The following is a 22,892-nucleotide window of genomic DNA, read 5'->3' as shown; positions in this document are numbered from 1 at the left end:
ACATCCTCCGAATGATAAAGAGTTTAGCTTGTTAATATTTCGACTCTTTTTTTAATATCTGTAACAATCTCTCCAACAAGCAACATTGCCTGATGCAAATCCGCAGCAGTCTCTTTTTGTTCTGTATTTAACGCTAAAATTGATAGACTAGCTTCAATTCCTTCAAGATTTGCCAGGCATATCCTTACTGTTGCTTTAACAGTCATCATTCCTACCTCCACTACATAAGGTAATTACCCATTTTATTTTAGTATGTGCTCTAATATTTCTTCTATACTGTCCTTGATGCAGAAGGGCCGGCTTTATTAGCCGTTCGAATATATGAGTATTCATTTGTGGCCTATTAAATCTTCCTCTTCCATTAAATCGGTTAGTATTACGGCGTTTTTTGCTATTGCTTCCTGGAAAAATGTTCGGTATTATACACACGATCTTTACTTAACGCTAAAGCTTCAAGGTTTCCCTGTTTATGTTTATGTATGCTTTTCAAAAATAAAAAAGAGTATATTTCATTTGAATATACTCTTCACTTATTATTCATAAATATTATTTTTTGCTATTTCCTTTAGCCTATTGAGATCCTTAACAAATAATTTACCATTCGATCTACTGATTATATCCTCATTGCAAAGGGTTTTTATTATACGGTTTAAATGTCGGTAGCTTGTTCCAACCATATCCGCAATATCCTTTAAACTTGAACCTACAGCTTCTTCATGATAAACCGGACGCTCACCATCTGTAGTTGTTGATAATAAAAAACTAGCTAATCTCACTTCAACAGGATATAAAAGATTTAATGTTGCTGCATCAGTTTTAGCACGAAATCTACGTGTAACCACGTCTAGTAAAAATGACAGAAACCTTGCGTCATTACCTACAGTATGTCTAATGGTATGAAACGGTATTTTTAACACCAGACAATCAGTACTAGCTTCAATCGTATGAAGTACAAGCGTACCTTGTATATATTCAATATCGCCAATAATTCCTAATGATTTTTGGAACCGCAATATTAAGCGTTTATCATCAGGGGTTATGGTATATATTTTAACTTTTCCTTCAACGAGAAAATACATATCATTGATTTCATCGCCTTTAGAACAAATCAACTGTCCTTTTTTTATTTGCACAACATCAATATCATTTAAATCAATGCCAGAAAAAATCTCGCACATATCATATTTTTTTAGATACTTTAAAATGAACTTCTCTCTTTCAGCTTTTTGCATCAGATGTTTCACCTTCAATTATTTAACCTTCGTTTGTCAGTAATCTTCCCTATTCCATCACGAATTACGAGTAGAAGTATAGCTTTTATATTTGAGATGGTAAATATATAATCATTTCCAACCAAAATAAGAGTGACCTTTTCTACCAAAGTCACTCTACTTTAAATCTATCAAATTATTATGCAATCAGTATATGTTCTTTAATCGTTTCGATCACGCCTGACTGATTATTTGTTTTTGTTTCAAATCTGGCTATGTCCTTTATTTGATCATGGGCATTTCCCATCGCAAAGCTATAATAAGCACTTTGCATCATTTCAAGGTCATTTAAATAATCACCGAATACCATTGTTTCATTATGGTGTATATTTAAAAGCTCTTGTACTCGCTTTATGGCGATGCCTTTATTGGCACCCGCATTCATAATATCCATCCAAAAATAGCCACCGATCGTCACTTGATAATCCTTTTTAAATGAAGTAAAGAAGGTTGCACTGTTTTGCTCAGCCCCCTTGAAATCAAGAAGGCTTACCTTTAAAATCTCATCTTCTACAAGCATTAAATCTTCAACCAAATCACATCGGGCATAATATTTATTTACTTCTGCAAGTGCCTCTGGTTCCGACCTTTCAATATAGGCTGCTTTTTTCCCACAAAGGACGATATGTACTCCCTCAATGGTTCTTGCTATTTTTATAAATTTTCTTGCCTCTTCAAGGTTTAGTGTATGAGAATATAACTCTTCCCCTTTATATACAACATATGTTCCATTCTCAGCAATAAATAGCATTTGTTCTTTTATATCATGAAATCTCTCTACAAGATTATAATATTGACGCCCACTGGCTGCTCCAAAAATAATCCCTTTCTTTTTTAATTTATAAAAAACTTCATAAAAATCCTCAGGGAATTGGTTATGATCATCTAAAAATGTGCCGTCCATATCTGTTGCTATTAATTTAATCATGTAATGCCCTCTCTCCTCGATGCTATTTATAAATTTATTATAAATGACTTCTACCTCTTTTACATGATTCAAAGCATTTTCCATCATCGGTCTCACTTTTTAGAAATTTTTTATATTTATTTTAAAGTCATTATTGGGACATATGTCCTTGTAAGTCAGTTTGTTATATAAGTATAATTCTTCAAGGCTAATGGTTATTTTTATTGCCATTGAGCAAAATGATTGTAAATAAATAAAAAGATTGAGAGGTTTTTTTAATGAGCATTATTCTCGGTATTCTCGGAATCGCATTGCTAATAGGAATTTCCTATTTATTTTCCAATGATAAAAAGAATATCAATTTTAAAGCTGTTGCCATCATGATTGGCTTCCAGTTAGTTCTAACTTTCTTATTACTAGGTACAACTGTCGGTTTAAAGGTAGTTGATGCAGTGGCTGGAGCGTTCAATAAATTATTAAGTTACTCCCAGGAAGGTATCGAATTCGTAATTGGTGGATGGATTCCTGAAGGAGGTTCTCCATTCTTTGTAAATGTCTTAATGCCTGTTATTTTTACATCTGCATTATTATCTGTACTTACACATTACAAAATTCTTCCTTATATTATCAAATATATTGGCGGACTTATTTCAAAAATCACTGGTTTACCTCAAGTAGAAAGCTTCAATGCTGTTAACTCTATATTTTTCGGTCAATCAGAAGCAATTCTTGCAATTAAAAGTCAAATTGGTAAGCTAAATTCAAACAGACTATTTATTGTTTCAACATCAGCAATGGCAAGCGTATCTGCAGCGTTGATTGCATCCTATATGACAATGCTGCCTGCGAAATTTGTATTAATCGCTATTTTCCTTAATATGTTCAGTGCATTAATCATTACTTCCATCATGACACCAGTTAAAGCAACGAAGGAAGATACTGAAATCGATATTAACGATATGGTTCAAACAAAAAATGTATTTGAAGCCATTGGTGCCGGAGCATTAGACGGTGGAAAAGTAGTCGTAATTGTTGCTGTAATGCTAGTTGCATATTTAGCAATCCTAGGACTTTTAAATGGTATTGTTGGCGGAATTGTTGGAGTTGATTTAACTACAATTGTAGGATATCTCTTATCTCCAATCGCTTTCATTATGGGTATTCCAGCAAGCGAAATGATCACAGCTGGATCTGTAATGGGTACAAAATTGTTAGCAAACGAATTTGCTGCGATTTTACAATTCCAACCTTTAATGGCTGACATGTCTGAGAAAGCAGTTGCTGTTATTTCCACATTCTTAATTTCATTTGCTAACTTCTCTTCTATTGGTATCATTAGCGGATCTATCCAAGCGATCAATGGTGCAAAAGCAAAAGAAGTAAGCGCATTTGGTTTCAAACTATTCATCGTAGCTACAATGGCATCTATCTTGTCTGCTACAATTGTAGGATTATTTATTTAATAATTACCTCGGATAGGATTCTTGGAGATAACCCAAGAATCCTATCTTTTTTTATAAAAATTAGCGATCCCTATTCCTACGATTTCTCCTAACTTGTACTTGTATATTTTCCCTTTAAAAATAGTAATGAAAAATCAAAGAAAGGTTACCCTAAGCTTAATCCACGAAAAGGAGTGAGTAATATGGGTAAAGACCGACAAGAAAAGAAGCTGAGAAACAGCAAGCGCGTTGAATCTGATCGTGATCAAGCACTACATAATAATGGTTCTACGCGTTTGGACACAGCTGATGAAGCACGAAAAGACCAATAATCTTGTAGCTTATATAAACTTCTTCACAGGAGGCGTCCAAATGTTTTTTACTCTCATGAAAACCTTACACCTCGGGATTATTGGCGGCGCTCTTTATTTGTTAGTAGAGCTAATATGGAGGGGACATACTCATTGGACAATGGGGGTGCTTGGTGGTATTTGCTTCACTCTGTTTGGGTTCCTGACTCTAATTAAGATCCCGCTGTATCTGAAAGCTTTGGCAGGTACTCTTTTAGTGACCTTCCTAGAGCTATGCGCCGGTCTTATTTTAAATATATGGCTAAAGCTATCTATATGGGATTATAGTGCCCTTCCTTTTAATCTTTATGGACAAATTTGTGTACCCTATGCTCTATTATGGTTGCCTTTATCAATAGCTGGAATTATCCTATATCCGCGTTTACACTCTTGGTTATTCCAGAAAAATCACTCAAACCTTCGCATAAATTAATAAAGGAGACCAATGAGCTTCATTGGTCCCTCACCTATTCAATCATCAATCTAAATTGTTCTTCCGTTATAATAGGCACTTTAAGAGATTTTGCCTTTCTATATTTGACTGTCCCTACCCCTTTTGACCCCATTAATAAGTAATCTGTTTGGTTCGTAACCGCTCCCGCCAGTACTCCACCAGCTTGTTCAATTAATTTCCTGAAATCATATCTTCTTATTGAAAGTGTACCAGTTATAACCACAGTCTTACCTTTTATTCCATGCTGCTCTCGATTGAATACCGGTTTATTCCTGCAATCGCTATTTGTACAATATAGTTGCTCACCATCATTCTTTACTTTATCCCCACAATTAGGGCAAAATTCAGGTAGGACAAAGCAAGTTTCTGTACCTGTCCGTTTTTCTATTTCCACCCCTATAATAGTTTGTACATCCGACATCAAAACCTGGTCGCCAATTCGAATATCCATTAACTTGATTAAAGAGAATCCATGCATCCGAAGGGAATAATAACGTTCTCCTGCTAGATCAATCGCTTTTATTCTGACAATAGACTCAATCCTTCCAGATGGAATTACCTCAGGACAAATATCATCAACTGTTAAAATTGCTTCATCAGATGAAAAAGGTAATATGAACCCTTCGTTGCAGTCATGTGAATCAGCAGAAAGTATTTGCAGACCTGATACGGAATAGCCTATCTCTTGACGGTGATACTCCATAAAAGTCTCGTAAAATAAATGAATTCCTTCAATACTATTTTCAATTTGCTCATAATAGACCACGTGAAATCCTTGATTCTTTAGAAACTCTACCTGTTCAATCTCATTATAACCACTGTCATTATCCAAGCCGAATATATCAACAATATTTGAAACAATGACCCTTAGCTTTCTTTGCTCATAATCCATCTGCTGCTGGAGTATTTTTTTCGTTAAATCTTTATGATGTAAATACAGGCCATTTCGATTCAACTTTTCAAAATCCGAGAAGGTGTGAATGACATGTGCCCTCACCTTTAATAATCCCTTAAACAAAATCTTGTCAGGGACATCTACACTGATTCGAACCACTTGAGTTACATCCACTTCAAAATGGTTTTGATCAACCATGATTACCTTATTAAGAAGTCCATTTTGATATGTCATTTCTACTGTTAAACCATTGATGAGTAATTTGATAAGCAAAGGATTGCCAGCTTGCTTTAAGTATTCTTTAAGTCGTAGTTGGTATTTATCTGTATGAGTCATTGTCAGTTCCTTTATAAAATCCTATTTGACTTGTAAATTGTATATCTATATTTTAACAGGTTGTTTGAACATTTTATTTATGGAAAATTTAACATCTACTATCTGTGATAACGTTCAATTTTTTCCTTCAAACAGGTCTTCCACTTATTCAGTCGCGCACTGGTACATAATCCTTACTGCATTATAGATAATTGAGGTAATTATAGATAAAGAAACCTTATACCAAAAAGTCATCTTTCGATGTATGATAGTTGTTATGACAACTTAGAAGAAGGATGTGGACTATGAAAAAGTGGATTGCGATTATCACCATACTCATACTAGCCATTCTGACTGCAGCCAGCTTCTACTTTTATAAAGTAGCCGTTTATCGTTCTGATAAGGATTTTCTAGATGATAATCCAGATTTAGATGTCTCAACCGACAACTCTCTACTGGAACAGGCACTTTCATGGATGAGCAAATCAAACTTTGAGACTGTATCAATCACTTCTATGGATGGTCTGAAATTAAAAGGCTATTATTTGGAAGCTAATGAACCAACCAATCAAACCGTTATTATTGCGCATGGATACGCAGGCAAGGCTAAGAATATGGCTGCATACGCAAAATATTATCATGAAACTTTAAATTATAATGTGCTTATGCCGGATGCGCGTGGACATGGTGCTAGCGAAGGGGATTATATTGGTTTTGGTTGGCCAGAGCGCAAGGATTATCTTCAATGGATTGATTATATAATCGATCGTAAAGGAGAAGATTCAAACATCGCCCTGCATGGTGTTTCGATGGGGGCATCTACTGTCTTAATGACAAGCGGCGAAGAGCTGACAAATCAAGTAAAAGCAATTATTGCCGATTGCGGATATACGTCTGCCAAAGATGTTCTATCCTATCAATTGAAAAGAATGTATCATCTTCCAAGCTTCCCAATTATCCAAACTACTAGTTTGTTAACAAAAATCCGGGCAGGGTACTCTTTTGGAGAAGCTTCAGCTATCGAGCAGGTCAAGAAGACAAATTTACCCATCCTCTATATCCATGGTGAAGCTGATACCTTTGTTCCAGTTGAAATGGTACATGAGCTTTATGAGGCTACTCCATCAGAAAAAGACCTCTATTCAGTACCGAAAGCAGAGCATGGCAATGCCTATGATATAAATCCAGCATTGTATGAAGAAAAAGTTAGTTCATTTTTAACAAACTATATGCCAAACAAATAATAAAAGCCCTTGTCCTCCATTTCATCTGGAGAATAAGGGCTTTTCAAGTTTACTTCCGTTCTTTTCTTTTTCGAATATACCAAACAATACACAGGATAAATAGCACAATGAGTATGACATAGATTACATTTGAGAAAGTGTCCATATAGTTTACAATCTCATGCCAATTTTCTCCCACACTTGCTCCCAGGTTGACCAGGATGGTATTCCAGACAACTGTCCCTATTGTTGTAAACAAAATGAATAATGGAAAATTCATATTGGACATCCCTGCAGGAATAGAAATTAGGCTCCGAATTAAGGGAATTAGACGGCAGAATAAGACTGTCCAAATACCATACTTATCAAACCAGGCATCAGCCTTATAAATGTCTTCTTTTGTAAGACGAAGGATCTTCCCATACCGATCAATTATTTTTTCCAAACGACTGACATCAAGCAATCGGCCAATGAAATATAAAATGATTGCACCGGAAACCGAACCTATTGTAGATACCAATATGACACCAACTACCGTTAACTGAGTTTCATGTGTCATATATCCTCCAAACGTTAAAATCACTTCAGACGGAATAGGAGGAAATACATTTTCTAAAGCAATTAGGAGAAACACTCCCCAATAACCAAATTGATTCATCAAGTCCATTATCCAAGACTCCAATTGGACCATCCTTTCTATGTATCAGTTATGTGTTATGACCAATCAGAAATACCTTTAAAGCACTATCATAATATTCCTTCTTTGGACAATCATAGTAATCTTCATTATACAATATCAACATAAAGCTAGGAGAAAGTAAAATAAATGCCCTTAGCCTCTCTTATAATATAGGCTAGGAAGAAAAACATATAGATGTATATTTCCAAATTACTGCTGGTGTCTATCATTATTATCATTATAGGGTCTCAACTCAGCAGATATATTTATGCAACCTATGAGTAAATCACGATACGTATTTGACTCCCTTTCTTTCCTGACTTGTCGGTATCATCTATGGAATATCGAAGAGAAGTGATTCTGCTGTTAAGGGGGCATAATAATTATGTTTTCAATCCTATTATTTATTGGTGCCCTTCTTTTTCTATATCTGTTTATGTATAGATTATTGTATGTAGTATATAACGAAATAGCTTTAAATTGGTTTCAAAAATCTATTGAAGTAATGTTTTCGATATTATATTATATTGAAATAATAATTACCAAGTTATACGAGGAGGATTAAATTATGCTTAAAAATCCAATCCTATGGACAAGCATCACAGCCATACTTACTGTTCTAGTTTATATCGATACTTTTTTTCTTGGCGTATTTTTATTCACTATTCCTATGGCAGTGGTAGTTGCTATTATTTCAACAATTATATCTGTACTACAAAAAAAATATAAATACATATTTTATAACTTAGTTTTAGCTATAATTGCATGTTTGTGTTATCTCATATTTCCGTGGTAGTAATAACTTTTCAAAGGATGCCTATTTGGGTGTCCTTTTTTAGTTGGCTAGTTTCCAGAAAAATGTCTTATTAATACGTTCACTCATTAATTAACATTCCTATATTCCGTAACCATTTCTTCAAACATTTGATACTTAAACTTTTTTAAATCTAAATATCTTTTATTATCAATCCTTTTTACCGCTTCCTCTTGATTTACCTTTTTAAATACACTTTTCATATTTATTAAATTCTTCGGTGGATCCAGCCAATTTGAATCTACAATCCTGATAAAACTGGTTAAGTCTGGGGTTATTGGACACACAATCTAGTCTTAAATACATATATCGACCGGAAAATTTCTCTTCAATCCACCGAATTATTTTACACCCCAGTCCCTGCCCTCTATATTCATTATTTACAGCAAGGCGATGTAAATATAAGGAACTATCCTCTTGATTCCCCCATAAATCGAGATCCCATTCACTTTGAATAGATGATAAAGTAAAGGTCCCTATTAGATTATTTTCATACTTTGCTACATAGGTCTCATTGTTGAGAATAGCACGCTCTATATCGAGATCCTCTCCTCCGGACAATAAATAAGACCATTGATCAATTTCCTCAGATTTGAGCCATGACGCAGCCCCTTTTAATAGTTCGATAATCTCCATGGTTTCTGAATCCTTGGCTAATCGAATTTGTAGTTTCATCTATCGCTTACTCCTTTGCGAATTTAATAAATCTGGTTACAGGTTAATAGACAAGGTATAGCTTTTATTCAGGGACAAACTCTCTGTGAATCACGTTTGAAAAAGTTTATATCTTAATCTTACGATTGAACTGAAACGTCGATTACTATCTATGTCTCTTTATAATACCTCAAAAATGCTTGTCCGATTATTGGGCGGACCTCCTTCACTACACGATTATATGCTGAAGGAGATAGAAAAATGAGTTTTAAGAAAATCAATACAGTGATATTGCCCGTAAGTACTTTAAAAATAAAACCAGCCGCGCAAAAAAACACAGCTGGTTTGCCTCTAATACAATCAATCTATGACTGGACTTCCGTTGTCCTTTCACGCCATACAAAGGAAATCAGCAAGCTAATTCCCAATAATATAGCCGCAAAAATATATGGGTAGATGAGATCAATATCAAATAAAATCCCACCAATTGCCGGTCCGATAATATTCCCAACACTCGTGAATGCTGAGTTCATACCACTGACAAATCCCTGATCTTTTCCGGCTATACGAGATAGATAAGTCGTTATTGCCGGTCTGATTAAGTCAAAAGCAAGGAATACCATAAACGTTACCGCCAACACGCTCCAATAAGCGGATGCTCTTGTTAAAAGGAACGCAAAAACAGCTCCTACCAGTAAACATAGCTTAACCAGCCATATTTCCCCGATTACTCTTGTAATTCTCTCGAATAAAAATACTTGTGCGATGACTCCTAATATGGCACTAACCGTAATGAGCATCGCTATATCTTTAGCAGTGAAGCCATATTTTTGATCAACGAATAAGCTATACATAGATTCAAAGGTAGATAGACCAAGTGAAGATGATAAGATAATTAGGAACGGAATAAGGTAAATAATCGTAAATAGCTTATGATATCCTTTCTTGCCAGGTACTTCTTTTGAAGAATTCGTTTCTACTGTGCGCTCAGGTTCCTTCAACATTAAAATGGAGAAGATTCCCGCGAAAATCCCTAGTCCAGCGGCGAAATAAAAAGGCACTCGCGTACCTATATCCGCTAAGAAACCACCAATTCCCGGTCCAATGATAAAGCCTGTATTAATTGCTGCTGATAAATACCCCAATGCTCTTGGACGTTCCTTCATTGTGGTAATATCTGCGATAAATGCTGTTACTGCAGGCATAATAAATGCCGCACTAACTCCACCTAAAATTCTGGACAGGAACAGTACCCATACCTGTTCTCCCAAACCGAATATCAACTCTGATATGCCAAATAAAAACATACCGATTATAATCATACGCTTACGTCCGTATAAATCCACCCATTTCCCTGCAAATGGTGAGAAAATGAGCTGTGCGACCGCAAACGCTGAAACGAGGTAGCCCATAATCGTGCCATCGAGGTTAAGTTCTCGCATAAGTGTAGGCATAACTGGTATTACAAGGCCAATCCCTAAAAATGCAATAAACATATTACTTAATAAAAGGATAAGTACTTTATTCTGATTCTTGCTGCCTGACATCGTTTTACTCCTTTTCTTGTATACTAGTTTATAATTCCTACTAATAAAAATAAACCCTATAGTTACTATAGGGTCAAGTAGATTTTATTCGTACTTTCAATTCAACGATAAAATCATCTTCATTGACTGCCGTATCGGTAAAAGGCATATACAACTCATAGACGATTTTATCAGTTGGTATTTTTCTGTTTATAATATAAGAATAAAGCGTCTCATAAGAGGATTCATATACTCCTTCTGCTGAATGGAAGGCAATACATACGTATTTACCAGCAGGTAATTCACCAATCTCCATATATTTATTTGAGACCGTGATTTCCTCGTCCGTGAGAACTGGTGTAAAGATAGACGTATATTGCCAATCAAGCATAGAATCATATTTTTTTAATGGATACGTCGCACAATAGACACTGTCAAATACCGTTCCATGGTCTTCTAATACTTTCATTAAATGGCCATATTCTTTTACTGGAATGATAGTGGCGGATGAAGGTGCCTGATTATAAGTAAGAATACGCTGTTTATCATATTTTTTTATATACACTTTTTCTAATTGTTCAGGAGAGGGTTGATTTAGTATTTGCTTCTTCTTATAACGCAGAATGGCCTTAACATCCTCCAGCCGACGCAGCTGCTGCTCAATTTTACTTTCCTGCGCATCTAAAAATTCAGCCATCTCCCCCGCTGATAACTGTAATACAGATTTTATCTCACTCAACGGGACTCCGACATGCTTCAGTGATTTAATGATATCCAAATAAAACAGCTGCGTATTGCTATAATATCGGTATTGGTTATCAGGATCGGTATAGGAAGGTTTAAATAAGCCAATCTTATCGTAAAACCGTAGTGTTTGAACGGATGTATTTGTAAGCTTTGACACTTCACCAATCAAAAAATATTGTTTCTCCATTTCTGACTCCTTATTGTCTCTTTCATGCAATTAGATATACTTCATTATAGACTATCAAAGACCGTTTATAAGCCAAAATAAAACTGATTCTAAACGAATCAATGCAATCTGCTCGAATCACCTTTAATTTGTAATCCGTTCAAACTCCAGTCCCAAAAGCTTCTCTTTTATATCAAGTCCACCCCCATAACCGACCAATTTTCCAGTAGCACCGATTACACGGTGGCAGGGAACGATAATAAAAATCGGATTCTTATTATTCGCCATTCCTACTGCTCGAGAGGCACTAGGATTCCCTATCCTCTCTGCCACCTGTTTATAGCTTCTTGTCTCTCCATAAGGAATCTGCAATAATTCCTTCCATACACTCTGTTGAAATGGAGTACCATGAGGATTCAGTTTTACAGAAAATTGTTGCCGTTCCCCTTTAAAATATTCCTCCAGTTGCATAACAGTTTCTTTAATTAACTGTGTTTCCTTAATCTCAGCTTTTATTGGCTTTTCACCTAAAAACACATCTGTAATCCCGATCCCATCTTCTGCGATTCCTACTTTACCTATTAGCGTCGTATAATAATAGGCATATTTATTCCCCACCTAAAATATCCTCCTTTACATTAATCATTCTGTTCATTATTATCTAAAATACCTAATAAATGAGTCATACTCATTATCTAAAGTAAAACCATTATTTTTATACAGTCTTCGCGCTTGTTCATTGTCAGGTGCTGTTTGAAGGGATAATGATTTTGCCCCCGTTTCCGTGCATAAGTTAATAGCTGCATCCATTAACAGCTGTCCAATTCCCTCTCGTCTTGCTTCTTGTATAACATACAAATCATTAAGTATCCAAGTTCGTTTCATGGCAATAGAGGAGAACGACGGGTAAAGCTGTATAAATCCCACATACCTTTTATGATTCACAGCCACAAAAATAATTGAATCCCTCTTTTCTAAGCGCTCACTAATAAAAGTCATTGCACCATCAAAATCACTTGGTTGATGATAAAATTCTCGATACGAATTAAATAATTGGCTAACCCCTTCACGATTCTTTAGAGTGGCCTGATAAATTTCCAACTATTTTATCCTCCTCTTGATTAATTAGTGATTGGAAAATCCATTGCACAGCATCCTTTAAATCTTCAGCAATATACTCTATTGTCATTCTCTTAATTTTTTTCTGATGTTTCAATAATGTCGCATGTCCTGATCCCGTTTTTACAAGTATTTTTAAACAATTTGCCTGTTTAGCTGCTGCCATATCACTCCATCTATCCCCAATCACAATGCAATTTTCTAAGTTTAATAGATGTTTAGAAGCAGCCTTCAATAACATTCCTATCCCTGGCTTTCTGCACTTACATCCATCTTCCGGAGAATGAGGACATATTAAAACATTATCGAAACCAAAGCCTTTTAACTCATCGATAAAATCTTGCTCGGTTGCCATTCCTCTAGAAATCCCTGGCTGATTTGTAAATGCGAAAATTTTTATATTATTTTCTTTAATCTGCTCGATACAAGAATGCGTAAAGGGAAAACACTCAAATTTACCCGGATAATGAATCGTATCATCTCCACCTATTGTTCCGTCTCGATCAATAAAAACTGCTTCAATTTTATTTATCTTATTCATAATATATAATCCCCTTCTTCTTACAATTTCTATATATCAATTACAAAATCCTTTTATATAAAAAACAGGAAGCAAATTGCTTCCTGCATCGTCTCTATTCTTTCACTCTCAACAATCTTAAACTATTTAATGTCACGATTAACGTCGCACCCATATCAGCAAAGATAGCAATCCATAATGTTAACCAGCCTGGAATGACTAATAATAGGGCAATCGCTTTAATTGCCAATGAGAAGGTGATGTTTTGTTTGATGATGGTCAGCGCCTTACGACTTAACTTAATTGTATATGGCAATTTACTTAAATCATCAGACATTAAAGCTATATCAGCTGTTTCCAAGGCTGTGTCTGTTCCAGCACCGCCCATGGCAACACCAAGATTAGCTGCAGCCAGCGCAGGAGCATCATTAATTCCATCTCCAATCATAGCTACACGCAAATTACTTTTACGGAGATTTTTAATATAGTTTAATTTATCCTCTGGTAGTAAGTCAGCCTTTATATCTGAAACACCAACTTCATGACCAATTGCTGCTGCTGTTCCTTCATTATCTCCTGTGAGCATAATCGTTTTTTGTATTCCAATTTGATGAAGCTTCTTAATAACCTCTTTAGAGGATTCCCTCACTTCATCAGCCACTGCAATGATAACTAATATTTCTTTTTCCGTACCAAGAATCATCATCGTTTTACCTTGGGTTTGAAGTGACTGAATCTGATTCCTTTGCTCTGTTTTAATCTGATCCATTAACAAATCTTCAAATAAGTGCAAGCTTCCTACATAATACGTTTCTTTATTAACGCTAGCCTTTATTCCCTTACCTGTAATGGATTGAAATTCATCCACGATTATATCTTTATAACTCAGACCCATTTCTTCAGCTTTTTTTGTTACCGCTGAGGCCAATGGATGCTGTGAACCATTTTCTATTGCAGCAGCAATCATGAATAACTCATTTTTATTTTCAGCAAAGGCGATATAATCTGTTACAGTAGGGATACCTTTTGTAAGGGTACCTGTTTTATCGAAGGCTATTGCATTTAAATGTCCAGCTTCTTCAAGATGAATACCACCTTTAATCAAAACACCATTTTTAGCAGCATTCCCTATGGCTGTTACAATAGCAACCGGTGTAGATACAACCAAAGCACATGGACAGCCTACCACTAAAGCAGCCAACCCTTGATAAATCCAAGCACTCCACTCCGCACCGAAAAATAATGGAGGTACAATGGCAATTAAGAACGCAATCACGATGATTGCAGGGGTGTAATACTTAGCAAATTTATCTACAAAAGCTTGTGAAGGAGCTTTTTCCGCTTGAGCCTCTTCTACTAAATGAATGATTTTAGATAATGTTGTATCTTCTACTCGTTTTGTAACCTCTACTTCGAGCAATCCCTCTTCATTTAATGTACCCGCATACACATCATCATCGATGGCTTTAAAAACCGGAACACTTTCACCCGTAATGGCTGCCTGATTTAAAGTTGACGTTCCTTTTATCACTTTACCGTCCATTGCTATTTTTTGTCCCGGCTTTACAATCATGACGTCACCGATCACAATATTTTCGACATCCACCATAATTTCATGATGCCCACGCCTAATCAAGGCTTCTTTCGGAGCAATATCCATTAAAGATTCAATCGATTGTCGCGCTTTATCCATTGAATAACGCTCCAATGCTTCACTAATGGCAAAAAGGACAACTACAGTAGCTCCTTCACTCCACTCCCCAATCAACGCTGCACCAATAATGGCAATGGTCATCAAGGTATTCATGTCAAAGGTTAATTTCCCTAAATTTTTCAGGCCGTTTATAAAAAGGGTATAACCACCTATTAAAATCGCTGCTCCATATCCAATTGTAGGAATTATCTGATCTTCACCATATATCTGGCCTAAAAACCAGCTAATCACTATTAATATAGCTGAGATATAAACTTTGTAGGTTTCTTTCTGTTTCCAAAACGGAGTCTTTTCGATTTTTTTCTCTTTTTCATCTCGTATTTTTAAATGCTCAAAAGCACCCGCTTTTTCTATATCTTCAATTGTAGCTGAGCCTTGCACATAAATCTTGGATGCTCCGAAATTCACCTTAGCTTCTTTGACTCCATCTAGATTTTTTACATTGTTCTCAAATATATTGGCACAATTAGCACAACTCAACCCTTCAATACGGTATGTTTTTTGATCTGTTTTTACATGTTCATTCATTTCATTTCACCTCTTTCTTGTGCGTTAAGGCAATCATGATGATTTGTTTAATATGTTCATCATCCAATGAATATAGAGCTAATTTGCCCTCTTTTCGATATTTAACAATGTCTTGTTTATAAAGAGTCCTTAGATGGTGAGAAGCAGTCGCAACTGATGAACCAATAATATTCGCTATATCACAAACACATAGCTCTTCATCCTGGCATAAAGCATACGTTATTTTCGCTCTATTCTCATCAGCTAGCGCTTTGAATAATTGAGCAACGCTGGACAAATTTTCTCTTTGTATATCTGTCCTTATGCGATCAACCTTAGTTTGATCAAACCCGTATACATCACATGTATCCTTTTTACTCATTATTTCACCCTCTTCATTCAAACCTTCGTTTGATTATATTATATATCCCTTCTACTTATCATTCAAATATATGTTTGAATATTGAAAAAGGTTTGGGTTATTTTATTATTTGAGCAAAAGTCTATTTCCTTTACTTTCTCGCAGGTATAATCTTATACGGTTATTTTCTAACCTTCCTACTTTCCCAATAATTTTGATTTGATGGTAAAATGAAATACAGAAATTCCCTGTAATCCAACAAAGAATAGAGATGGGGTTGATGGATTGTTGGCAAGGTGTACACACTGTAATTTCAAGTGGAAAGTTAAAGACATTTGGTCACTCGGCTTTACTAAGGAAGGAAAGGATTGTCCAAGCTGCAAAAACAAGCAATATGTATCTTTTAAAGATAGAGGTTTTATATTGGGGTTGGGTTATTTAAGCGGAACAATTGCTATACTAATTATTATTTTTTTCCCTTTTTTTATTAAATTAAGCAATCAGGATGAAACCATATTTTAATTGACGACACCGAGGAAGTTCTCCTGCTTTAAAGTCCCGGAAGTTTTCGTGCTAAGCGATATCTACAAAAAAAAAGACTGTCGACATTGTCGGCAGCCTCTAAATTGAACTAAGTAAATCTTTATTGTACAAAAAATTAATATTACAATTCAATCGGTTCATTTTGAACTTCACGGTTCCACCGCATCCTCATATTCGGATAAGCAATTCCGCATAAAATAATAATTACGCCTATCCATTGTGCTCCAGTTACTACTTCATTAAGCACAAGAGCAGACATTAATACAGCCATAGGCAATTCTGAAGCACTTAAGATAGTCCCGAGCCCACTTCCTATCTTAGGCATACCTATATTAAAGAATATAGGAGGAATTAAGGAAGCACATAAACCTGCAACTATACTATATATAAATAAGCCATCCATCAATGTACCATTTAGAAGGAATACTGGCGGGAATACGATTAAAATGAGTAACGCTGCCCCCGTTGTCATAAATGCACTCTTATAAATAGGATGAATTTCGATATTGCTGCGTCCACTTACTACAATGAAAGAGGCAAATGATGTCGCAGATAGGAGTCCCCAAACTATACCCACTAATGAAACTTCGCCATTACTTGCCAAGATACCTGATGCAAGAATGGATCCTAATAAAATGATCACAGTGGCAATAATATTTTTCTTACCAGGAGCCTTTTTATCGAAAATATATTGTAATACAAAACTAATCCATGTAAATTGCAAAAGCAAAATGATGGCAAACGATGCATCTACATAGGTCAGCGATTTATTATAAAAGATTCCCGTCAGTCCCATTGGGAAGCCGCTGATTAATAAAATTATTATTTGCTTACCTGACAACTTAACCTTAGGTACAAATAATGCTACAATCCACAGCATAACAGCACCCAACAAATACTGACTACCTGTAATTTCACCCTGAGTGAACCCTTCCCCATAGGCAAGTTTCACAAAAGTAGAAACCACCCCATACGAACAACCGCCTAAAAAAACAAGTAAAGCATATCTCCAAATCCCCATAAAAACCTCCTAAAATAAAAAGCTGAAACGGCTCGCTCAGAAACGAGGAGCATAAGAAAGAGACTCGAAGGGGAGGTTCATCCCCCGTAGAGGCTATGCTTATGTCCTGAGTTTCTAGCCGTTGAAGCTAGATTGCATATAAAGCTAAAACTCAAGGAACGAAGACTAAGAACGCCACGTCCTGTGGCAACGTCTTCATGACCTACATCCTGTAGGCCCGCGAGGAGTATAAGACAAAGGCACAGAGGGAGTTTCATCCCCGTAGTGGCTTTGCTTATGTCCCGAGCTCCTAGGCCCTGAAGCTGGATTAAATATAAAGCTGAAGCGACTGCCCAGGTCCGACAAGCATAAGAGGAGGTGCGTAAGGAGAGCGTTTTTTTCTCTCCTGCAGCAGCTACACTTATGTCTCGAGGACCTAGGAGCTGAAGCTGGCCAAAATAAAAAACACCCACCCCTTATAAAGGGATGGGTGGCGAAAACAAAACATTCAAAAATCCACCTGCCACACACTTGCTCTGCAGCTTTTAAAAAATTAGCATTCCATTTAGATTATAATGACTATTTCTTTGAATGTAAAATATAAACTCTAATCTTCTTTTGAGAATTCTCCTTTTAATAATTTTTCTTTTAACCAACTAATTAAACGCTAATATAAAAACATTCCTAAAAACAAGAAAGACATTGCACAAAATCGCAATGTCTTTTTTGTAATTATTTTACGAGTAATTTAACAACCTTGCTGCTTTTATCTTTATTCTTCGCTGATACTGTTAATTCTTTACCAGCCTTTTGATTCTTGATATTAATTATAAATTCTCCATTTTCATTAGCTTTTCCAGAACCAATTGTCTCTTTTCCTACTTTAACAGAAATGGTAGCTCCAGGTGCAGTCATTCCTTTTATTTTGGTAGACTTACTGGATACATCTTCGATTGTCAGCGGTAGGTATGGACTGTTTTCTTCTAGAATATCAAAAATAAATTTTGCTTGGTCTGTGTTATCTATTAAACCACTAAATCTATCTTTTTTAGGTCCATATGCAAAGACTGCCACATCGTCCCCAGTGTGTCCGCTTGTTGTCCAACCTGAATTTGAACGTGCATTATAAATGTTCTCAATCGCATTATCAATTTTTGTAACGTCTTTTACACCGTCAATCGGTTCAGCGGCTATCACTACCGTATCTAGCTCTTCACTCGTTAGTTCTAAGCCACTATGCTTATTTAGTGTTTCTTCAACAGATTTACCGGCTGCTATTTCTGCTGCCATGAAGTCTGGGGTTCTTTTTGCGCTTTGGACCGGTTCAGGAAACCAATTATATTCTCCGTTTGCTCCCATAGTATATCCACCAGTTGAATGGTCTGAAGTAAGGACAACCAAAGTTTCCTTATCTTTTTTAGCAAATTCTATTACAGCTTTAAATGCTTGTTCAAAATCCTCCATTTCGCTCATTGTACCTACAATATCGTTATCATGCGCAGCCCAGTCAATTTGCGACCCTTCTACCAATAAGAAAAATCCATCTTTATTTTTATTTAATTTATTTATTGCAACATTTGTCATTTCTTTTAATGATGGGATTTCTTTAGTACGATCGATCATTTTTGGAAGGCCACCATCCGCAAACAACCCTAGAATCTGTTTATTTTTATCCGAACTCATTTCGTTTTTATTTGTAACGTAACTATATCCTTTATTTTGGAATTCTTCTGTTAGATCACGATCAGTGCGTACAAAATTCTTTAGTCCGCCACCTAACATAACATCCACTTTATGTTTTCCATTAATCATTTCATCAAAATAATCATCGGCAATCTGATTCATATTATGCCTGGAAATATCATGGGCTCCAAAAGATGCTGGTGTTGCATGTGTTAATTCGGATGTAGCTACAAGTCCGGTTGATTTCCCAAGCGCTTTAGCTTCTTCCAGGACCGTTTTAACTTCATTTTGATGAACATCTACAGCGATTGCTGCATTGTATGTTTTAACACCTGAAGACATAGCTGTTGCTGCTGAAGCAGAGTCAGTAATGTTTTGTTCCTCATCATCAGCATACGTAGTTTGCATGCCTACCAAATATGAATCAAATGTTGTGTTTTCGATTATTTTTGTGTTTGGATTATCTTTCATATATCTGTGAGCAGCTAAAAATGGGACTCCCATTCCATCCCCCACCATAAAAATGATATTTTTAACTTCTGTTTTTTTCTTTCCTGCCGCTTCGGCATGTTCTTTTTTTTCAAGAGATAGAAAACCGGTACTTAAACCAATAAGCAAACATAGCGCTATAAATACAGATAAAACCTTTTTGTTAACCGCTTTCAATTCATCCACTCCCTAAAATAGTTTAACTATTATAAAGTATACATGTTAATTATTGGAATAAAGTTACAGAATATATAAGATTATGTTAAAATTTGTTATCTATATATTTTTATTTACATTTTTTGCTACTAAATTCATAAGTATCTTTATGAATATTACATTTACATGACATAACGTGTTAAAAGACCTACTATTTTCTCACTTTTCAACATTAATCACAGCAAAAAGGCGTTCAACAAATATTTTGTTGAACGCCTTTTTAAAAAGATTATTTAGATTTTCTTAACAAATTCTGATTTTAATTTCATTGGTCCGAAGCCATCGATTTTACAATCAATGTCATGATCAGCATCCACGAGACGAATATTCTTCACCTTAGTACCTTGTTTCAAAACCGAGGAGCTTCCTTTTACTTTTAAATCTTTGATAACAGTAACAGTGTCACCATCATTTAAAATATTCCCGTTAGCATCTTTATACACTTTCACATCTTCACTTTCAGATTCTAACGTCCACTCATGCCCGCATTCCGGACAAACTAAAAGCGGACCATCTTCATATGTGTATTCAGAATTACATTTAGGGCAATTTGGCAATGTTGTCATATTATTAACCTCCGAGCAATTAATACTATCTATACACTAATAGTATTCGCATTTTACATATTTTCATGTTTATCCATAAAGTAGATTATAACCATGACAACCAGCCTTTTAAAAGTAGTGTTTTATTGGTAAATAGTCACAATATATTTAGGTTGAGTTGAAATAAGGTTTCTATTTAACATTTTTGCTTCATGACTCTCCCTTTCAACTGTACGCACAAAATATCTACTCGGTAGAATCAAATAAAACCCGTATTGGCTTTGGGAGAAATCTTCTTTTATAAATGAATGACGTCAAATTGAGGATGAAGGTTGGAACTTTTTTAGGGAAATATTTTTTTGAGTACATCTGAAAATACGCTCTCTTCAAATCTTTCCACTGGTTATCTTTTTCCTGTTGCATGAAACGAGCAACATCAATCACTTTTACTCCTCCATCAGAAGTAATGATAATATTTTTAAGATGTATATCAGCGGGATTTAATCCAACTTCCTCCGCCATTTTTAAAGCTTTGCTTATCTCTTTAACTTTCTCTTCAGGTACAAAAATACCTTTTTGTAGACATTGAAACAATGTATAGCCCTCAATAAAATCAATGATAATATAATTATTACCATCATCATATAACGACGGATAATAATCTATATGCTGCAATTTACGGTAAATGGTCGCTTCCTCAAGGGCTATTCTCTTTTTATGAGGAAAATATATTTTTAAAGCCAAATCCTTATCTTTAATTTTAAATACAAAAGCACTCCTGCCTGTACCTATTAGTATTAGATTCTGGCTATATTTAATTAATCTTGGTTTAGATCCATTCATTTCAATCTCTACACTATCTGCTAAAGCTTTATAGGATATAGTAAACACCTCATTTTAAAATAAAAACCCCATATCATATAAGTCCAAAACTATCTAGGCTTATTTGAAATGGGGACTTCCTTTATTAATATTAAGAATTAGTATCATTATACTATATACCTTTGAAGTAATTAAAATTTCTGCTTTATATTATTTATTGGGTAAAAAAAACTATTCATTTAGAGATGTCCAAATTAACAATATCCATTTTTTCTTCAGCACTGGTAAACAGTTGATAAGATAGGTGAAAAGATTTGAAAATCTGTATATTAGAATATTCCAGATTACTTTTTGATAATGTCATTTTGTTTTAACAACAAGAAGTTTTAAAGCCTTACAGCATATCCAATTATTCGTATATTTCTATTAAAGAGATATACGAACTCCTAAAATACCTAAAGGGGATTAGTATATCCTATCCTACACTACGTTCCATTTGTACATTTTACTTGTTGAGCATATGGCTGAATAAAGGCCCTATTCCATATGGAATAGAGCCTTTCAGAATGCCTATTTCGTTATTAAATCAAAGAAAGACTCTCAAGGGAGAGTCTTTCTTAATAGCTTTGGCTATTATGCTTTTTGAACATTAGTAGCTTGGGGTCCACGTTGACCTTGTTCTACTTCAAATGTTACACTTTGACCTTCGTCTAAAGATTTGAAACCTTCGCCTTGGATTGCTGAGAAATGTACAAATACATCTTCTCCGCCTTCGCGTTCGATAAATCCAAAACCTTTTTCTGCATTAAACCATTTAACTTTACCTTGTTCCATGTTTGTTGCCTCCCAGTGTGTATATCACACAATGTATTAATATCCTTGCTCAAATTACCTTAGACGAAAAACAAAATCTTTTCTCAATCTGCTTAGAACAAAAATAATTCTTCTTAAGAATAACATGCTTTATAAAAATTAGCAAATTTTAGAATCTAAATGATAGAAACTACTTAAAATTATTTCAAGACAAATATAAAAAATCCTGCTTTAATACTCCTCATACTAGAGAATGGGTAATTATCTTTATTTATTCACAGTTTCATCTGCTCCTGTTCTAGATTATATCCATAAATCAAGGCTGATATATTCCCCATTTTCTTTATTATCCTTTCTGTATTTTCAGAAAATAACAAATTGATTGGAAGTTAACAAGAAGACCATAAGTATCTAACAGGTATGTTAGATATACAGAATCAAAAAAATATTATGCTAGTATAAAATCAAGAAAACTATGAGGTGACTATTATGAAGGAAACTATCGTAAATACAAGCTTAAAAAGCATGATTAATATAGAAATCTTAAAGGCTGCAAAGGCGGTTGACTCGGCTACAGATTCCTCTGAATACTATTATAAAATCAAGGAATATAAAAGAGCGAGAAAATTAAAAGAACTAATATCCGAATTAAATAAAGGTAATGATTATGTCTTACAAAGATTAAATGAACTATCCAACAGAAAATCAGCTTCTATATAAAAGTCAGCAGACAGGCTGACTTTTATCTTTTTTTATAAATTGGTATCCTATAAAGACCAGTAAAAAGGACCTTTCCACTGTAGATCTAAATCTCGTAAAATTAACAACCAAAGATTTAGTTCTTTACTTGAGTAAAATTCTTTAGATATTCGCTTTCATTTACAGATATCACTTTTTTTAAATCCGTCGTTCTTAATACAAACTCCTTAACACCAATAAATTCAGATTCTGCAATCAAATAAAACTCTGTTTCTTTTTTAAATCCCTTAAACGGTCTGTTTAATCTAAATAACTTCATTAAATAACTCCTGGCAATCAATTAAAATTCGATAAATAATTCCTGTCCATCTTCTGTTTCATAAAATTATTGCAACAATTTATTATACTTTACTAAGAG

General features: G+C 34.9%; 24 protein-coding genes and 1 pseudogene. 5 read left to right on the top strand and 20 right to left on the bottom strand.

The window, feature by feature from the left end:
• Window positions 1–23 precede the first annotated feature (23 nt).
• From FHY47_RS12665 to FHY47_RS12655, 3 genes are all read right to left on the bottom strand, one after another.
• Window positions 24–206 carry a DUF1657 domain-containing protein gene (locus FHY47_RS12665; RefSeq protein WP_066102053.1) on the bottom strand — a complete coding sequence of 61 codons (183 nt, stop codon included), beginning with the start codon at window positions 204–206 and terminating at the stop codon, window positions 24–26.
• A gap of 327 nt (window positions 207–533) precedes the next feature.
• Complete coding sequence (locus FHY47_RS12660; protein ID WP_066102056.1) at window positions 534–1,232, bottom strand: Crp/Fnr family transcriptional regulator; 699 nt, start codon at window positions 1,230–1,232, stop codon at window positions 534–536.
• Window positions 1,233–1,410: 178 nt separating this feature from the next.
• Window positions 1,411–2,199, bottom strand: coding sequence for an HAD family hydrolase (locus FHY47_RS12655; RefSeq protein ID WP_066102422.1), 789 nt, complete (start codon window positions 2,197–2,199; stop codon window positions 1,411–1,413).
• A gap of 257 nt (window positions 2,200–2,456) precedes the next feature.
• Between FHY47_RS12655 and FHY47_RS12650 the strand changes: the two genes are divergently transcribed.
• The 3 genes from FHY47_RS12650 to FHY47_RS12640 all read left to right on the top strand — a co-directional run bounded on the left by FHY47_RS12650 (window position 2,457) and on the right by FHY47_RS12640 (window position 4,403).
• On the top strand, window positions 2,457–3,641 hold the full coding sequence (locus tag FHY47_RS12650) for a NupC/NupG family nucleoside CNT transporter (RefSeq protein WP_066102060.1): 1,185 nt from the start codon (window positions 2,457–2,459) through the stop codon (window positions 3,639–3,641).
• A 182-nt stretch (window positions 3,642–3,823) separates the two neighbouring features.
• Window positions 3,824–3,952, top strand: coding sequence for a YpzI family protein (locus FHY47_RS12645; protein ID WP_066102064.1), 129 nt, complete (start codon window positions 3,824–3,826; stop codon window positions 3,950–3,952).
• A 40-nt stretch (window positions 3,953–3,992) separates the two neighbouring features.
• Window positions 3,993–4,403, top strand: a complete 411-nt coding sequence (locus FHY47_RS12640) for a putative ABC transporter permease (protein ID WP_066102067.1) — start codon at window positions 3,993–3,995, stop codon at window positions 4,401–4,403.
• A 34-nt stretch (window positions 4,404–4,437) separates the two neighbouring features.
• On the opposite strand, the gene FHY47_RS12635 is transcribed toward FHY47_RS12640, so the two are convergent.
• A complete protein-coding gene (locus FHY47_RS12635; RefSeq protein ID WP_148630808.1) occupies window positions 4,438–5,655 on the bottom strand; it encodes a BRCT domain-containing protein in 1,218 nt (405 codons plus the stop codon).
• Between the two features lie 284 nt (window positions 5,656–5,939).
• On the opposite strand from FHY47_RS12635, the gene FHY47_RS12630 reads away from it, so the two are divergent.
• Window positions 5,940–6,878 carry an alpha/beta hydrolase gene (locus FHY47_RS12630; RefSeq protein WP_139891526.1) on the top strand — a complete coding sequence of 313 codons (939 nt, stop codon included), beginning with the start codon at window positions 5,940–5,942 and terminating at the stop codon, window positions 6,876–6,878.
• Window positions 6,879–6,927: 49 nt separating this feature from the next.
• Here the strand turns inward: FHY47_RS12630 and FHY47_RS12625 are convergent, their stop codons facing one another.
• The 15 genes and pseudogenes from FHY47_RS12625 to FHY47_RS12555 all read right to left on the bottom strand — a co-directional run bounded on the left by FHY47_RS12625 (window position 6,928) and on the right by FHY47_RS12555 (window position 21,796).
• Window positions 6,928–7,539, bottom strand: a complete 612-nt coding sequence (locus tag FHY47_RS12625; protein ID WP_066102076.1) for a DedA family protein — start codon at window positions 7,537–7,539, stop codon at window positions 6,928–6,930.
• A gap of 997 nt (window positions 7,540–8,536) precedes the next feature.
• The gene (locus FHY47_RS12620; protein WP_066102086.1) at window positions 8,537–9,025 is read right to left on the bottom strand and encodes a GNAT family N-acetyltransferase; all 489 of its coding nucleotides are present in this window, start codon (window positions 9,023–9,025) and stop codon (window positions 8,537–8,539) included.
• 344 nt (window positions 9,026–9,369) lie between these two features.
• Window positions 9,370–10,551, bottom strand: coding sequence for an MFS transporter (locus FHY47_RS12615; protein ID WP_066102090.1), 1,182 nt, complete (start codon window positions 10,549–10,551; stop codon window positions 9,370–9,372).
• Between the two features lie 73 nt (window positions 10,552–10,624).
• Window positions 10,625–11,464 carry a MerR family transcriptional regulator gene (locus FHY47_RS12610; protein ID WP_148630806.1) on the bottom strand — a complete coding sequence of 280 codons (840 nt, stop codon included), beginning with the start codon at window positions 11,462–11,464 and terminating at the stop codon, window positions 10,625–10,627.
• Between the two features lie 123 nt (window positions 11,465–11,587).
• Window positions 11,588–12,061: a methylated-DNA--[protein]-cysteine S-methyltransferase gene (locus FHY47_RS12605; RefSeq protein WP_066102096.1), complete on the bottom strand. Its 474-nt coding sequence runs from the start codon at window positions 12,059–12,061 to the stop codon at window positions 11,588–11,590.
• Between the two features lie 39 nt (window positions 12,062–12,100).
• Window positions 12,101–12,544, bottom strand: a complete 444-nt coding sequence (locus FHY47_RS12600) for a GNAT family N-acetyltransferase (protein WP_066102099.1) — start codon at window positions 12,542–12,544, stop codon at window positions 12,101–12,103.
• On the bottom strand, window positions 12,510–13,094 hold the full coding sequence (locus FHY47_RS12595; RefSeq protein WP_066102425.1) for an HAD-IIIA family hydrolase: 585 nt from the start codon (window positions 13,092–13,094) through the stop codon (window positions 12,510–12,512). The genes FHY47_RS12600 and FHY47_RS12595 overlap by 35 nt, the downstream gene beginning before the upstream one ends.
• Window positions 13,095–13,197: 103 nt before the next feature.
• Window positions 13,198–15,324 (bottom strand): heavy metal translocating P-type ATPase, encoded by a 2,127-nt coding sequence (locus FHY47_RS12590; protein WP_148630804.1) that lies wholly within the window; start codon window positions 15,322–15,324, stop codon window positions 13,198–13,200.
• Window position 15,325: 1 nt separating this feature from the next.
• The gene (locus FHY47_RS12585) at window positions 15,326–15,685 is read right to left on the bottom strand and encodes an ArsR/SmtB family transcription factor (RefSeq protein WP_066102105.1); all 360 of its coding nucleotides are present in this window, start codon (window positions 15,683–15,685) and stop codon (window positions 15,326–15,328) included.
• A gap of 643 nt (window positions 15,686–16,328) precedes the next feature.
• Entirely contained in the window at window positions 16,329–17,228 is a 900-nt protein-coding gene (locus tag FHY47_RS12575) for an EamA family transporter (RefSeq protein WP_140461115.1), read from the bottom strand.
• A gap of 711 nt (window positions 17,229–17,939) precedes the next feature.
• On the bottom strand, window positions 17,940–18,161 hold the full coding sequence (locus FHY47_RS19515) for an Ig-like domain-containing protein (protein WP_262366019.1): 222 nt from the start codon (window positions 18,159–18,161) through the stop codon (window positions 17,940–17,942).
• A 21-nt stretch (window positions 18,162–18,182) separates the two neighbouring features.
• Window positions 18,183–19,556: pseudogene (locus FHY47_RS12570) on the bottom strand (alkaline phosphatase); the annotation flags it as partial.
• 272 nt (window positions 19,557–19,828) lie between these two features.
• Window positions 19,829–20,161, bottom strand: a complete 333-nt coding sequence (locus FHY47_RS12565) for a zinc ribbon domain-containing protein YjdM (protein WP_066102117.1) — start codon at window positions 20,159–20,161, stop codon at window positions 19,829–19,831.
• A gap of 225 nt (window positions 20,162–20,386) precedes the next feature.
• Complete coding sequence (locus FHY47_RS12560) at window positions 20,387–20,983, bottom strand: protein kinase domain-containing protein (RefSeq protein WP_140461114.1); 597 nt, start codon at window positions 20,981–20,983, stop codon at window positions 20,387–20,389.
• Between the two features lie 612 nt (window positions 20,984–21,595).
• The gene (locus FHY47_RS12555; protein WP_066102120.1) at window positions 21,596–21,796 is read right to left on the bottom strand and encodes a cold-shock protein; all 201 of its coding nucleotides are present in this window, start codon (window positions 21,794–21,796) and stop codon (window positions 21,596–21,598) included.
• 468 nt (window positions 21,797–22,264) lie between these two features.
• Between FHY47_RS12555 and FHY47_RS12550 the strand changes: the two genes are divergently transcribed.
• A complete protein-coding gene (locus FHY47_RS12550; RefSeq protein ID WP_066102123.1) occupies window positions 22,265–22,495 on the top strand; it encodes a hypothetical protein in 231 nt (76 codons plus the stop codon).
• A 115-nt stretch (window positions 22,496–22,610) separates the two neighbouring features.
• Here FHY47_RS12550 and FHY47_RS12545 read toward each other — a convergent pair whose 3' ends face one another.
• The gene (locus FHY47_RS12545) at window positions 22,611–22,793 is read right to left on the bottom strand and encodes a hypothetical protein (RefSeq protein WP_066102125.1); all 183 of its coding nucleotides are present in this window, start codon (window positions 22,791–22,793) and stop codon (window positions 22,611–22,613) included.
• Window positions 22,794–22,892 lie beyond the last annotated feature (99 nt).

Origin of the sequence: Bacillus sp. E214 (assembly GCF_008087365.1) — a bacterium.
In the GTDB taxonomy this organism is placed as follows: Bacteria; Bacillota; Bacilli; order Bacillales; family Pradoshiaceae; genus Pradoshia.
This window is presented reverse-complemented; position numbering and strand designations above follow the sequence as displayed.

Coding starts and splice junctions, on each gene's coding strand:
- FHY47_RS12665 (WP_066102053.1), bottom strand. CDS start 206: ATGACTGTTAAAGCAACAGTAAGGATATGCCTGGCAAATCTTGAAGGA.
- FHY47_RS12660 (WP_066102056.1), bottom strand. CDS start 1,232: ATGCAAAAAGCTGAAAGAGAGAAGTTCATTTTAAAGTATCTAAAAAAA.
- FHY47_RS12655 (WP_066102422.1), bottom strand. CDS start 2,199: ATGATTAAATTAATAGCAACAGATATGGACGGCACATTTTTAGATGAT.
- FHY47_RS12650 (WP_066102060.1), top strand. CDS start 2,457: ATGAGCATTATTCTCGGTATTCTCGGAATCGCATTGCTAATAGGAATT.
- FHY47_RS12645 (WP_066102064.1), top strand. CDS start 3,824: ATGGGTAAAGACCGACAAGAAAAGAAGCTGAGAAACAGCAAGCGCGTT.
- FHY47_RS12640 (WP_066102067.1), top strand. CDS start 3,993: ATGTTTTTTACTCTCATGAAAACCTTACACCTCGGGATTATTGGCGGC.
- FHY47_RS12635 (WP_148630808.1), bottom strand. CDS start 5,655: ATGACTCATACAGATAAATACCAACTACGACTTAAAGAATACTTAAAG.
- FHY47_RS12630 (WP_139891526.1), top strand. CDS start 5,940: ATGAAAAAGTGGATTGCGATTATCACCATACTCATACTAGCCATTCTG.
- FHY47_RS12620 (WP_066102086.1), bottom strand. CDS start 9,025: ATGAAACTACAAATTCGATTAGCCAAGGATTCAGAAACCATGGAGATT.
- FHY47_RS12615 (WP_066102090.1), bottom strand. CDS start 10,551: ATGTCAGGCAGCAAGAATCAGAATAAAGTACTTATCCTTTTATTAAGT.
- FHY47_RS12610 (WP_148630806.1), bottom strand. CDS start 11,464: ATGGAGAAACAATATTTTTTGATTGGTGAAGTGTCAAAGCTTACAAAT.
- FHY47_RS12590 (WP_148630804.1), bottom strand. CDS start 15,324: ATGAATGAACATGTAAAAACAGATCAAAAAACATACCGTATTGAAGGG.
- FHY47_RS12585 (WP_066102105.1), bottom strand. CDS start 15,685: ATGAGTAAAAAGGATACATGTGATGTATACGGGTTTGATCAAACTAAG.
- FHY47_RS12575 (WP_140461115.1), bottom strand. CDS start 17,228: ATGGGGATTTGGAGATATGCTTTACTTGTTTTTTTAGGCGGTTGTTCG.
- FHY47_RS12565 (WP_066102117.1), bottom strand. CDS start 20,161: ATGACAACATTGCCAAATTGCCCTAAATGTAATTCTGAATACACATAT.
- FHY47_RS12560 (WP_140461114.1), bottom strand. CDS start 20,983: ATGAATGGATCTAAACCAAGATTAATTAAATATAGCCAGAATCTAATA.
- FHY47_RS12555 (WP_066102120.1), bottom strand. CDS start 21,796: ATGGAACAAGGTAAAGTTAAATGGTTTAATGCAGAAAAAGGTTTTGGA.
- FHY47_RS12550 (WP_066102123.1), top strand. CDS start 22,265: ATGAAGGAAACTATCGTAAATACAAGCTTAAAAAGCATGATTAATATA.
- FHY47_RS12545 (WP_066102125.1), bottom strand. CDS start 22,793: ATGAAGTTATTTAGATTAAACAGACCGTTTAAGGGATTTAAAAAAGAA.